A 13,323-nucleotide genomic window follows, 5' to 3' on the forward strand; every position below is an offset into this window, starting at 1 on the left:
TGGTATATCCTGTCCTCGATAACGGGGGACATTCCGAAAGAGTCCTACTGACTGTACAAACAGCGTTCGCTCTTTAGCTTCCAGGCCCATTCCATAACTCCGCTGTACCGGTTTCCACCAATCCCGGCTCTCTGGACCAGAGGTCAGTTATGTACTCTTCCTGTTCGTCGCTTTTTTGATTCGCTTGTACTTGAGTATCAGTATAAGAAGAAAATCGTCTGCTGTCAAGTGGCAAAACGAAGCTCATTTCACGCGCTGAACCGCTTCATCAGAGCCAGGACAGTGTGGACATACTGGTTATTCCGTACGCCATGCTTTTCCAAAGTGCCAGGCCCCTGATTATACGCGCTGATCACCTTGCGCAGATCTCCATGATAGCGCTCCCAGAGATAATGGACATAGAGAGCGCCGAGCTGGATATTATCGCGCACCTTATAAGGATCGCGTTTTTTTCCCTCTCGGGAGTTCAGTTCGTCAACCGTCTCCGGCATCAACTGCATGACGCCGATGCCGCCATCCTCTGCAATCAATTGCTGCTGCCAGCCACTTTCCTGCCAGGCCAGCGCCCGAAGCAAGGCGGGCGGAATATGGCGGGTCGCGGCCTCTGTTAACAAGAGATCGGAGACCTGTTCAAGGGTTGACGTTTCCAGCGCCTCATAGGCAAAGCGACGAACCGAGCCATCAGGCTGTAGTCCCGAAGGTCCCTGTTTCTCCGGTGCAACAGCGATGGTTCTTCCCGCCTCAGTAGCCGGGATACAGAGCACCTGACCTTTCAGGTTGCCGTTTCTCTCATGCAGACCATTCGCCTCCATCAGATCGATCACAGGAAGTTGAAAGCGCCGGGCAAGCAGTTCCGGCGTCTCTCCCTCGCGCCCCAGATACCAGGCACACGGTCGTTCAGAGAACGAAGCCGCCGTTGCGAACGTCGGACAGAGAAAGAAGAGGAGACATACAAGCAGAAAAGGCAGAGTTAAACGGTACCTTCCCCTATTGTAGCGCGTTCGTTTGCAGTTGGGTGTCCTGAAAACTGTACGGAATAAGCAGTGCATGAAAGATGTATGCCTCCTCTTTCCTTCACTATATCCGATCCCTGAATTGACACATCCCTATCCACTGTCTTGCCGTTCGATCATATGCAGAATAGCGCCCACTCCTTTCCCTTCTGAAGGGCTCTGCGAGGCAGAGCAGCAATTGTGCTATTGCTTCACGGTTCGCCTTGACGTATCTTGTACAGATGTGCTAAATTGTATGTGTAAGAGTGCGTGATATCTAGAAAAGAGGATAGTTGTCATATGAAAGCAGGCGAGGCATTAAGCGCAACTGTCGAAGAGTATCTTGAGGCAATATACAATATGAGCGTAGAGGGAGATACGGTTATAGGGGCGAGACTCGCGGAAAAGTTCGGTGTTGCAGCACCTACCGTCACAGAAATGCTCAAGCGTCTGGTCAAGTCTGGTTATATCGAGATGGACAACAAGCGGCACATCACTCTGACCGAGGAAGGAATTCAGGCCGCTGAAGCAGTGCTCCGTCGCCACCGTCTCACCGAGCGCTTTCTTGTCGAAATTCTCGGCTTACAATGGCATCAGGTGCATGAAGAAGCCTGCCGACTGGAACACTACATCTCGGGCGCGGTTGAGGAAAAGGTCATTGCAACGCTAAGAAATCCGAAGACCTGCCCTCATGGAAATCCCATTCCCGGCCTGGTCCCCAACGCGCGCAACTACTTGAAGGATAATAACGCTGTGCGACTCTCCACAATCCCCGAAGGTGATACCGCGCGAATCCTGTGCATCTCCGAGGTCGTTGAGGACGAGGAGGCACTGATTATGTATCTGCACGAGAAGGGCCTGACACCTGAAATGCAGGTGAAGGTCATTTCTGCCAGTGGAGACGCACCGACTGATAACTTTACACTCTCGGTTGATGGACGTGAGGTAGTGATCAGCAAGGGCTCAGCAGCAAAAATCTGGGTAACCAGATAACAGGCAGCCATCGCTTCAATGCGACAATATCCATTTCGTGGGCGCCTTCTTTCCACAAAAGGATATTGCCTCGCAGAAGCGAGTGGCTTTTTCTTTTTTTGGAACGCATGCCATCCTGCACAGGCTCGAAAATCGCCATTTCTTCTGAAAGATAGACGGCTCGGATACTCATTTGCTATACTCAAACAGGCTGACTCTTTTGGGAGGGGCTCTTTCCAGAAAGAGTGTAGAACTGTATACACAGAAAAAAGCAGAGCCATGTAAGATCCATATGAAAGATGAATACAATGCTGGTGTAAATAACTGATGGAAAAGTTCGACGAAACGCTATCTACAATACAAGGTAAGCAAAACAGCGTAGAGCATATGGCAAGCGATCCACCCGAGCGCCCGACCAGAGCGACAGCACGATCTCTCACCTTCTGGCAGCAACGCCTGTATGAAGGCGGATTGATCCTCTCACTGCTCCTCTTCTACCTGATCGGGAATCAGCAAACCGGGCTCGGTCTTTTTCCTGCTGCTCCGCCGCTTCTCGCCTTCCTGTTTCTCGCCATCTTTACCCTGTTGAGCTGGTTTCGTCTCTCTGTCGCTATCACCCTATTTCCGATCACCTTCCCTTTCTATTTGCCCTACTATCAGAAGGTGATCGAGATCGGACACTCGAAACTCAGCTTCAGTCTGGCAGAAATCACGCTCGGTATCCTGTTTGGGATAGCGATCATTCAAGTGCTGCTCTACAAAGAGAACCGAAACCTTGCCACCCTGCGTCTGCTCTGGGAGCGGATCAAGCCATTTCTTCTGCCAACGCTGCTATTTCTCTTCGCCGCCTGCATGTCGCTGACCACCGCGCTGCAAAAACATTATGCCACCGTGGACCTGCGGAAAGAAGTGCTTTTCCCGTTGCTCTATGCGATACTGGCGCTGCTCTTCCTGCGAACGCGGCAGGATCTCAAGCGCCTGCTGCTGGCCCTCAGCGGTATCGGCCTTTGTATTGCAGTTATGGGGATCATCCAGTTTACGTTTTTCAAAGAAACGATGGTCCGGGAGGCCGAGGGCTTCCGCATTCATACAGTCTATGGGAACGCGAACAGCATTGGCTTGCTGCTTGATTATACGCTGCCGCTGCTGCTGGCATGGCTCTTCAGCAAGAAGAACACCTGGCTGGCGCGCCTATCACTGCTGGTCTGCTGTGTCCTGATGCTGATCGCGCTCTACCTGACACAGTCGCTCGGGGCATGGCTGGCAATCGGTGTTGCGTTGCTCTTCTGTGGCGCGTGTGCATTGCCCAATCGCAAGGCACTATTGATTTGCGCGATTGCCTTTGGCGCGGCGCTGGCGCTGCTGCTTCTCATCTATCATCAGGCGCTCCTCTCCTATGTCTTCGAGCGCCACAACAGTCACATAGGTGTAGGAACCGCGGAAAAGCGCATTTATCTCTGGCAGACAGCATGGAACATGATTCGGGATCACTTCTGGTTCGGTGTGGGGCTGGATAACTGGCTCTGCCACTACAGCCGAAACTCGATCTGTGAGCTGCCAACATACCATTACTGGATTCTTCGTGATCCGCTGACCGGCAAATTGACCGGCCTGAGCGATGAGCCAACCCTTTCACACCCGCATAACGTGTTCCTGCACGTCTGGGTCAGTATGGGTATTTTTGGCTTGCTTGCCTTTCTGGGACTGCTTGTCCAGTTCTTCCGCACCTTCATCAGAGGCCTGCTCGCGGTTCACAAGACGCGAGATATCGAGCTTCGCTGGCAGCTTGTAGGTGTCGCGGGCGCGATGCTGGCCGCCATGACACAGGGATTGATTGACAGCGCCTTTCTGGAACAGGATCTCTCCTATTGCTTCTGGACGCTAATTGTGGCAATGGGTATCCTCTTTGTCTTCGCTCGTGGCAGACTGATTCAGCCAGCAACAGCATAAAAAGATACCGGCTTCCTCATGAGAGGGAACCGGTATCCTTTACAGGAGATTTTCAGCACTACTCAAGCGGTTTTCCAGATCCTAGCTCTCTGTGTTTGACTCTGACTTTGGCTCTGGTGTCTCCTCGGGATAGATCAGCGAGGTAAGATCTCTGCGGGTGCGACCGAGAATCTCGCGCACCTGCGCCAGCCGCTCGGGCTTCTCAATCGCTTCCCAGCTCGCGATCGCAAACAGCCGGGCAACCTCAGAAGCTTCTACGCGCAATGCCTGCACCTCGGGCGATGCCCACCGATCGCGATAGGTATGGAAGCGCTCACGCCACTGCTCCCAGGGATTTTCCTGGTGGCTGCTCTGTGCCTCCAAATGAGCCTTGCCGGCATCGGTGATGCTGTACACCTTTTTGCCATCGGCAACGGTAGCGGTGACATAGCCCTGATCTTCCAGCATCTGCAAGGTGGGGTAAACCACGTCTACGCCCGGCGCGGCAAAGCCAAACTGTTTCTCTTCAAGCAACTTCAGCAGCTCGTAACCCGTCATCGGGCGCTCACGTAGCAGGGTCAGGACAGTAGAGCTGATATCCTCTCGACCGAAGTAGCGTGCCATTACCAGGTTACGCTTCATCTGCTTCCACATCTGGCGTCTCTCGTGATGGTGATGCGGTCCACAATGCTCAAAATCCGGACCGAAAAACGACTCCGCAAACTGTCTTCCAAATCGTCCACGCATTTTTCTGATACTCCTTTTCGCATTCTCAATATATCACGATATATCGTTATCAGTAATATAAACGATATATCGGAAACTTGTCAAGGCTTTTTGGGGTCAAATCCGGGCGATTTTTCACCCTTGTTCAGATATTCCCGTGATTTGCCCGAAAAAGAACACCGTTTTCGTTTACTCCGTATGTTAGCGGGAGAGCAAGAGTAGAAGGCAGGGAAAGGAAGAACAGATGCATTTACTCAGCAGAGGAGAGATCATGAGCGATCTGACAGGAAGACAGATCAGTAACTATCTGCTCTTGCATCGCATTCAGCGGAGCAAGGATAGCCATCTGACAGAATCTTATCGAGGATGCCATATCGCGGTCACGGGCGAAGAGGTTATCATCAAGCTCCTACGCACACGTCATCCGCTCACGCGCCAGCGAATGCTACAGGCGCTTGGCACCATGTCGACATTCAGCCACCCGCATTTATTGCCGATGCTGACCTATGGGGAAGAGCCAGACTTTCTGTTTATCGTGTATCCCTGCATTCGGAGTGGCTCATTGAATGATCTACTGACGCGGGTAGGCGGGCGCTTCTCGGCCATCCAGGCCCTGCCGCTGCTGCTTCAGATATGTAACGCGCTTCACTATCTCCATACAAAGCAAATGCCGCATGGCAATATCCAGCCCGAGAATATCCTTGTCACCGACAGCGGACATCTTTATCTCACGGACCCAGATCTGTGGCGCAACGCTCCCGAGGCGCAATACTCGACCACCAATCTCAGCCGAGGGACAGCGGAATATAGAGCGCCGGAGCAATCGCTAGGACTGCTCCGGCCCGAAAGTGATATATATGCTCTTGGAGTTCTCTTATTTCACCTGCTGACAGGGCATCCGCCCTTCACAGGGACGAATTCAACTGAAATCCTGCTACAGCACATAAGAGAAGAGCCGCCATCGGCGCGACTCTCTGTCGCCTCTCTCTCAGAGGCAGTCGATCAAGTGATTCATTGCGCCCTGCAAAAGCGAGCGGCCGACCGTTATCCGTCAGCGCTGATGCTGTATCAGGCCTATCAGACAGCAGTTCTGACCTCACCTGTTGCCAGCCCATTGCGCACCGCTTCGGCAAGCACAACATCACTTCTTTTTGATACAGATAATGGAGCTTCCCAAACCCGCAACACTGCGGTTGAAACCAATCAGGAGCGCGTGCAGCAGCCACGCGTTGTCCCTGACATCGATACGATACCTACAAAACCATATCCATGTCTGGTCCCCTCGCCAGTTGTACCAGACTCTTCGCCGCCCGCGGATAGATTGCCCACCTCTCAGGCACAAGAAAACCCTCAGAAAAAGGCCGCCAATCACTGGTTCGCAATGCTTGCGGTTCTCTTGCTCCTGCTCGGGCTACTGGGCGTACTCCTCTCCACCTTCTTCTTTCCGAATGGATAAGCCGGAGTTTCATCTTCCTTTGTAGCGGTTATTCAGAGTAGATACTTTAGACGGCGTAGCGGATCGTGTGTGTCTCTTTGACACTTCCCGACAGATAAGCCAGACGAGTATAGTAGCTATGATTTGCCAGAGTCCACAATTCCTGGAAGAAAGCTGGATTACGCCATTCCAGTTGCTTGAGCAAGCTTTGCTGCTTCTCAGGGCTGGCCCGGCAGAAATCACCTCCCGCAGAAATATTCAATTCATGTAAAAGCAGGCGTAGACGCTTCACAGTGAGCATGCGCGGGGCCTGACTCTTCTGGCAAGGATGAAGATGAATTAACAGCTCATCAATAAGATGGAGGCTGGAAGGAGGGGGGAAATCCCCGTCAGACGGGATTAACAGATCAATCACCGCATTCAGTTGCGCCCGCTCTTCAAAGGAAAGTTCGGCGTGACGCCGCTGCAATGTCGGTGTACCCCTGTACGTTTCTCTCATGGGTGCTCCTCTTCGGACTCACATGGCGGCCTTTTTACCTCTCTAATAGTATCATATGTCATAGATGAACATCAACCCGAGGCAAGGTGTTCGTCCCTCTTCAGAAAAACCCAGACTTTTTTCTCTGGTAACGCTCCCCAGGCGCCTCGACGCCGTTTGAGCACCCTCATCTGATCGCTCTGCCTTTCCCTGCTCTCCTTCCGCTTGTAGAGCCACTCGGAGCTAGAAAACCAGCGTTTTATTTCGATAGACAAGCACCCGAGCTTCTGTGTGTAACCGGACCGCCTCGGCCAGGACCCGTCGTTCCACGTCTCGCCCCTTACGCACCAGATCCTCGGTTGAGTCACGATGATCGCAATGAATCACATCCTGTGCGATAATCGGGCCTTCATCCAGTTCGTCGGTGACATAGTGCGCTGTCGCTCCGATGAGCTTTACACCACGCTCAAAGGCACGCTGATAGGGATTAGCGCCCACGAAAGCAGGCAAAAAACTGTGATGGATATTGATAATACGATGTTGATAGGCATGGACAAAGAACGGTTCCAGAATCTGCATATAACGCGCCAGAATCAGAAAATCGACCTTCCCTTCGAGAAAGGCAAGCATACGCTCCTGATCCTGTCGACGCGTTTGCTTCTGTACCGGGAAATACTCGTAAGGGATCTCATACATACGCGCCAGCGGCTCCATGTCGGGATGGTTGCTGATAATACAGGGAATGTCCATCAGCAGCTCACCACTCTTCCAGCGCCAGAGCAAATCAACCAGACAATGATCTAAGCGAGAAACAAAGATGGCCGCTCGCATGCGTTGCCGTGAATAGTGGACGCTCCACTTCATCTGAAACTCTTTGGCAATTGGCGCAAACGCTTCCTTCAGCGCCACCTCATCAAGCTGAAAGCCCTCTTCAGCAAAACTGACCCGCATAAAGAAAGAGGCTTCCCCCTGATTGGTCGAATGCTGGTCCGATTCAACGATGTTCCCATTATGCATAAAAATGAAACGCGAAATAGCAGCGACAATCCCCGGCCTATCAGGACAGGAGATCAATAACGTGATAGTTGGTTTCTTTACAGGCATACAACCGCTCTCCTCTCAGAAACACCTACAAGTCCACATGCGCCCGCAGTGCTACAGATCAGCTTCTTTTAAGTGCGTATACTAAACCTCCCGGCCCAATGAGTCAAGAGGAGCGGACAAAAGGCACAAACAGGTAGAGTGTTTCAGGAAACAATCGGCGCTGACTTCAAATGCTCGGCATCAGCCTTCAGCAGATCGAGCGGCACCATGACCTGCACAACCGTTCCCTGGTCCGGGGCACATTCCAGCCGAAATAAGCCACCAACCTCACGCGCCCGCTCCTCCATCGACACCAATCCAAGCCCTTGCTTCGTCAAGGCCTCTCGCTCAAACCCGCGCCCGTTGTCGGCAATTGAGAGCAAAACCGATTGCTGCCAGCGCCCGAGCCGAACATAGACCTGCGTTGCCTGACTATGACGGGCAATGTTGGAAAAGGCCTCCTGCATCACCCGATAATACGCCTCCTCAAGAAAGCGTGGGAGCACAAGGTCCTGCTCCAGCTCAAGCCTGACCTCGATCCCATGCTGTATCTCCCACTGCCGACAGAACTGCTCGACAGCCGCCACCAGCCGCTTATCAGCCAGCGCATGAGGACGCAATTGATGAATCAGCGTTTTGAGCTCCTCCTGTGCCTGCTCAAGTAAGTGCTCCATCTCGTCAAACCGCTGCTCAACCTGTGCGGGATCTCGATGCAAGACCGTTCGCGCCCCGCCAATCAACATACCAAGCGCAAATAACTGCTGTTTTAAGCTATCATGCAGATCACGCGCAAGACGATGCCGCTCCTCCAGTGCTGCCAGTTGCCGCCGTGCCTGAAGCAACATTTTCAACTGCACAGCCATACTGTTCAGGTGGCGCACCAGCGAGCCAAGTTCATCACGGGAACGGTCCTGTACCTGCGCAGTAAAATCGCCCTGACTCCACTTCTCGACCGCCAGCCGCACGGGCAAAAAGCGCCCGACGAACCAGTGTGCCAGTGCAAAGCCAAAGAGCCCCCCTACACAGGCAACAACGCCGGTCGCCCACAGCAGCGTTTGCCCCATCAAATGCAGAATCCCGGGCAATACCGTCCAGGTATCCGGGAGACCCTGTTTGGTCAGCAGGAAAAAGGTTTGCTGTGTGCTCTCATCTCGTATTTTGATCGCACCGACCAGCACGCTATCAGTATCAGAGATCTGCGCCTGTACGTTATCCTGCTTCTCGTGAAGCACATGCTGCCAGACGGCGCGTTCGGTAGAGGAGAGACGGGGAAGAATCAAGCGCCGTACCGTGAACTGTCGAGGATCGCTTGAGGCAAGCACTTGCCCTCTGCTATCCAGCAGGACGACAAAACCAAAGCGGGTATAGAGGCTCACATCAATACTGTTACACTCTTTCTCATCAACATCGGAATAGGCAAACGGCTCATCCGGGGGAATATTTGCCAGATCAATACGCACCTGCGCACAGGCATTCTTCGCCGTCGAATGTTGCAGGACCAGGTTAATCGAGCGCATGTAATCATCCTGATCCTCCTGGGGAAGACTTTTCACTTCTTTGAGCACACTTTCCAGCATCGACGCTTCCTGCTTGAAGTGTTTCAAGACACGCTGCGGATACTTCGCAATCGCCACCTGTGCAACAAGACAAATTGCTAACGTCTCAAAAATAAGGAGAGAAACAATAGTAATAACCAGATAGGAAAGGGCCAACTTGACCTGTAAACCGAGGAAAAAGTGTCCTATCCGTCGCAACACGCTATAGATCAGCTTCATTGCTCACCATCCTATCCGGCACTGCCACAAATCTCTTTATCAGAGAGCGTTTTCTTAGAATGCATTTTGCCGAACCTGCCTTTATCATTATCATTTTTCAATATTCTTGCGAGCAAAAAACAGAGATTATTGAGGACATAAAGCCACCTTACAGTATAGGATCTATCCTGAACAATAGAACGCGACTATGGAGGGGTTTGTTCTCCCTCTTGAGAGCTGTTACCTGAATACCTGAAAACGTGCTATACTCACAGCCAAAAGAGAACATTATAAGAGCAGGAGAACGATAATGGCGGACATGTACCAGACAGAAGTAATCCCCCTTGATCCAGCACAGCCAGACGCGGCAATCATCGAGCGAGCCGCCACCATTCTACGTGGAGAAGATGTTGTTGTCTTCCCGACCGAAACCGTCTATGGCCTGGGAGCAGACGTTTTTCGGCCCAAAGCAGTCGAGCGCATCTTCGCGGCAAAAGAGCGCCCGTACAGTGACCCCTTGATTGCGCATATCATTGATGAACAGATGCTTGTTCGGCTAACAGCCAGCATTCCCCCTCTGGTGCACGAATTGGCCCGACATTTCTGGCCCGGTCCACTCACCCTGATCCTTCCAGCCGCGCCCGAGGTCCCTCGCACCGTCACGGCTGGCCTCGACACCGTTGCCGTGCGTATGCCAAGCCATCCGATCGCCCGGGCCCTGATTCGCGCGATGAACTCACCGATAGCTGCCCCGAGCGCAAACCGCTTTATGCATGTCAGCCCAACCACGGCACAGCATGTCTACCAGGACCTCGCAGGCCGAGTGCCGCTGATTCTGGATGCCGGACCATGCGCGGTCGGCGTTGAGTCAACCATTCTTGATCTCTGCGCCGAGGTGCCGACCATTCTACGTCCCGGTGGCGTCAGTCTTGAAGCATTACAAGCCGTCCTGCCTGATGTACAGGTCGCAAAAAAGCGCCCGACGGCTGACGAAGGGACGGCGATGAAATCTCCGGGACAGATGTTGATCCACTATTCGCCGCATGTGCCCGCATATCTTTTTGAGGGGAGCGACGAGCAGGTCCGAGCCGCGATGCAGCGCGAAGCTGCACGGTATAGCGCACAGGGGAAACAGGTTGGCGTCCTCATCGCAACCGAGGATATCGTAACCTTTCAACACAGCGGCCTCCATAGCTATGCGGCAGGCAGCCTCAAGGCTCCGGAAGAGGTCGCGGCGCGGCTCTTTGCCGGACTGCGCACGCTGGAAGATGCGGGAGTGGATGTGATTCTCTGTCGGAATTTTCCAGAAAAAGGCCTGGGACGTGCCGTGCGGGATCGGCTGTTGAAGGCAACAGGAGGGAAAATCATTTCAGCCTGAAAGCAGGAAGAGTGACAGAGGCGTATGGGAGTCGAACCCACCGAGGACCGCGCCGAGCGACCCTCCAGCCGTTTTGAAGACGGTGAGGCCCACCGGGACCCCTACACCTCCCTGTTTGTGTTGTCTATTGTGCCACTCTGCCCTGCTCCTGTCAAGCCAGTTGCTGAATGCGCTCAACGGAGACTTCGGTCAAATCCCGGACAACCAGATCTGCGGCCCGCAAGCCGGGAAGATCGCGCTCACCCACCACCGCGATGCAATACATGCCTCCGGCCCGAGCCGCCTGCACTCCGGCAACTGCATCCTCAATAACCAGCGAATGCGCAGGCGCGGCCCCCAGTTCCTCGGCGGCCTTCAGAAACACATCAGGGGCGGGCTTCCCATGCGGGACCGATTCGCCAGAGACCAGCGTGTCCAGGTAGCGATGAAGCCCAAGCACCTCACTGATCAGCTCGATATTCTCCATCGGGGTTGAGGAGGCCAGCGCCTGCCGGAAACCAGCCTCGCGTAGTCCACGCAGAAGCTCCTGTGCTCCCGGCAGAAAGGCGAGCGTTTCGCGGGCAAACTCGCGGAAATAGGCCTCCTTTTGATTGCCATAGGCCCGCACCTGTTCAGGGGTCGCCCCCTTGACCATCCGGGGAATAATGGCATCATTGCGCTGGCCGAATGTAGCCCAGAACTCCTCATCACTGTACGGGATTCCCAGATCTTCAGCCAATTTGTACCATGCCTTGCGATGAGCGTCTGCGCTATCTATAATCACGCCGTCCAGATCCCAGATAACGGCCTGTATCGTGTGTGACATGACGTTGTAAGCTCCTTCGCAGCTTTTTTCCCCATGATATCATATCCTATTCCTTCTGGGCCTCTTCATAGACGGTCACGCATTGACCATGATAGAATGGAGGCAGCTTATTTCCGAAAATCGCCCCCTCCTATTTGGTGGCAAACTTTATGCTATATGCTGAGTAGATATCAGATCTGTTTTGTCAGACACGTGCCTAGCATCTCGTCTGTCGGTTGCCCATAGCAGCCTGCTCCAGACGCTCGACAAACACAACCGTGTTGTGGCAAGAAACAAAAAATTTACTCACTACTTATTCTGAAACAAAAAAGATCGTATGCTCGCTGCATCCAGAGATGTGAGTGGGGTCATACAATCTGGAGGACTTTCTTTACTATGAGCAGCCGTCGTTTCTTTAATGAAGAAATAGAAACGCTCCCCAAAGAGAAACTGAAAGCCTTGCAGTTACAGCGATTACAGGCAACCGTTGAGCGCGTCTATCACCAGAATACCTTCTATCGTAAGCTGTATGATGAGGCAGGGGTTAAACCATCCGACATCCGTTCACTTGAAGACATTCAAAAGCTTCCCTTTCTGGAAAAGAAAACGGTTCGTGCCGCCTATCCCTACGGCGTGGCAATGAAACAGCCGGGAGGCGAAGACGGGGCCGTCGAACTGCATGCGACCAGCGGCACCACCGGAAAAAGTGTCCCGGTCTTCGCGACCATGAAAGACATTGAGCACTGGGCCGAACTGAACGCCCGCGAACTGTGGATGACCGGCCTGCGCCCCGGCGACGTCCTGATGAACTGCTATGGATATGGCCTGCCAACGGGCGGCTTTGGTTTCCACTACGGCGCGATGAAAATGGGCGTCATGGCAATCCCGATGGGTGCCGACGCACGCCAGTATGAGCGCCTGATTGACTTTATCTACGATTTTGGCGTTGCTGGCATGTGTATGACGCCCTCGGTAGGCCTCTATGTTGGCAACAAGGCCCGCGAAATGGGCATCGACTTCACCGACACGAAACTGAAAGTTGGTATCTTTGGCGCGGAGCCCTGGCCCTGGGAAACACGCCTCAAACTTGAGGAGTATTTCAACATCAAGGCCTACGATGAATTTGGCATGACCGAATTTCTTGGCCCTGGCATGACCTGCGAATGCGAGGCCCGCGACGGTATGCACGCCTGGGCTGATACCTTCCTGGTCGAGTGCATCAATCCCGAAACAGGCGAGCCCGTCCCCGAAGGCGAAGAGGGTGAGCTTGTCTGGACGTGGCTAGAGTCCGATGGCACGGCTATGATTCGCTATCGCAGCCGCGACCTCTCGCGCCTGTGGTGGGAAGAGTGCTGTACCTGCGGACGCACACATCCTAAAATCGGCTCGATTAAGGGACGTACCGATGATGCCGTGCTGATTCGCGGTCTGGTCGTCTTCCCGAGTCAGGTTGAGGCGGCACTGCTCCGCTTCCCGGAGACCGGCGTCAATTTCCGCATCGTCGTTGATCGCAAGAATGACCTTGACACGTTTGATCTGCTGGTCGAGGTCAAAGAGCCAACCATGCTCGCCAGCGAGGATCTGACCCGCCGTCTGCAAAAAGAGATGGCAGCCGCCGTCAAATCCGTGACCGGCAATACACCACATGTCCATCTGGTCGGGCCTGATACGCTGCCACGAGCAACCGGAGGCGAATCGAAAACCGCCAGCGCCCGTGTGGAAGATCGGCGAAAATAATCTGGTTTTATTCCAACGGGTTCAAAAACACACGAGAGAAGGCAGGGAAGACGCT

At 53.5% G+C, this 13,323-nt stretch carries 11 protein-coding genes, 1 tRNA gene and 1 other annotated feature (1 of these 13 only partly in view); of the genes, 5 read left to right on the top strand and 7 right to left on the bottom strand.

Translation table 11 applies throughout. The features are described from left to right. Positions 1-177 (bottom strand) — a binding site (T-box leader); it reaches 99 nt to the left of the window's first position. A 71-nt stretch (positions 178-248) separates the two neighbouring features. After that, a complete protein-coding gene (locus EI42_RS01100; protein WP_111317875.1) occupies positions 249-1,049 on the bottom strand; it encodes a transglycosylase SLT domain-containing protein in 801 nt (266 codons plus the stop codon). 243 nt (positions 1,050-1,292) lie between these two features. On the opposite strand from EI42_RS01100, the gene EI42_RS01105 reads away from it, so the two are divergent. After that, positions 1,293-1,985, top strand: coding sequence for a metal-dependent transcriptional regulator (locus EI42_RS01105; RefSeq protein ID WP_111317878.1), 693 nt, complete (start codon positions 1,293-1,295; stop codon positions 1,983-1,985). Between the two features lie 366 nt (positions 1,986-2,351). After that, positions 2,352-3,914 carry an O-antigen ligase family protein gene (locus EI42_RS01110; protein WP_170142265.1) on the top strand — a complete coding sequence of 521 codons (1,563 nt, stop codon included), beginning with the start codon at positions 2,352-2,354 and terminating at the stop codon, positions 3,912-3,914. A gap of 81 nt (positions 3,915-3,995) precedes the next feature. On the opposite strand, the gene EI42_RS01115 is transcribed toward EI42_RS01110, so the two are convergent. Then, positions 3,996-4,640, bottom strand: coding sequence for a PadR family transcriptional regulator (locus tag EI42_RS01115; protein WP_111317884.1), 645 nt, complete (start codon positions 4,638-4,640; stop codon positions 3,996-3,998). Between the two features lie 250 nt (positions 4,641-4,890). On the opposite strand from EI42_RS01115, the gene EI42_RS01120 reads away from it, so the two are divergent. Continuing rightward, positions 4,891-6,075: a serine/threonine protein kinase gene (locus EI42_RS01120; protein ID WP_170142266.1), complete on the top strand. Its 1,185-nt coding sequence runs from the start codon at positions 4,891-4,893 to the stop codon at positions 6,073-6,075. Positions 6,076-6,121: 46 nt separating this feature from the next. Here EI42_RS01120 and EI42_RS01125 read toward each other — a convergent pair whose 3' ends face one another. The 3 genes from EI42_RS01125 to EI42_RS01135 form a co-directional block, all read right to left on the bottom strand. After that, entirely contained in the window at positions 6,122-6,553 is a 432-nt protein-coding gene (locus EI42_RS01125; RefSeq protein WP_111317889.1) for a gluconate 2-dehydrogenase subunit 3 family protein, read from the bottom strand. A gap of 222 nt (positions 6,554-6,775) precedes the next feature. Then, positions 6,776-7,636, bottom strand: a complete 861-nt coding sequence (gene purU / locus EI42_RS01130) for a formyltetrahydrofolate deformylase (RefSeq protein ID WP_111317892.1) — start codon at positions 7,634-7,636, stop codon at positions 6,776-6,778. Positions 7,637-7,779: 143 nt separating this feature from the next. Next, positions 7,780-9,390 carry a HAMP domain-containing sensor histidine kinase gene (locus tag EI42_RS01135; protein WP_111317895.1) on the bottom strand — a complete coding sequence of 537 codons (1,611 nt, stop codon included), beginning with the start codon at positions 9,388-9,390 and terminating at the stop codon, positions 7,780-7,782. A gap of 289 nt (positions 9,391-9,679) precedes the next feature. On the opposite strand from EI42_RS01135, the gene EI42_RS01140 reads away from it, so the two are divergent. Then, entirely contained in the window at positions 9,680-10,747 is a 1,068-nt protein-coding gene (locus EI42_RS01140; protein ID WP_211325985.1) for an L-threonylcarbamoyladenylate synthase, read from the top strand. 15 nt (positions 10,748-10,762) lie between these two features. Here EI42_RS01140 and EI42_RS32240 read toward each other — a convergent pair. Together EI42_RS32240 and EI42_RS01145 are read right to left on the bottom strand one after the other, a co-directional pair. Next, a tRNA-Sec gene (locus EI42_RS32240) sits at positions 10,763-10,858 on the bottom strand. Between the two features lie 40 nt (positions 10,859-10,898). Beyond that, positions 10,899-11,552, bottom strand: coding sequence for an HAD family hydrolase (locus tag EI42_RS01145; protein WP_111317898.1), 654 nt, complete (start codon positions 11,550-11,552; stop codon positions 10,899-10,901). A gap of 375 nt (positions 11,553-11,927) precedes the next feature. On the opposite strand from EI42_RS01145, the gene EI42_RS01150 reads away from it, so the two are divergent. Continuing rightward, positions 11,928-13,268: a phenylacetate--CoA ligase family protein gene (locus EI42_RS01150; protein ID WP_111317901.1), complete on the top strand. Its 1,341-nt coding sequence runs from the start codon at positions 11,928-11,930 to the stop codon at positions 13,266-13,268. Positions 13,269-13,323: the final 55 nt, after the last annotated feature.

Source organism: Thermosporothrix hazakensis, assembly GCF_003253565.1.
In the GTDB taxonomy this organism is placed as follows: Bacteria; Chloroflexota; Ktedonobacteria; order Ktedonobacterales; family Ktedonobacteraceae; genus Thermosporothrix; species Thermosporothrix hazakensis.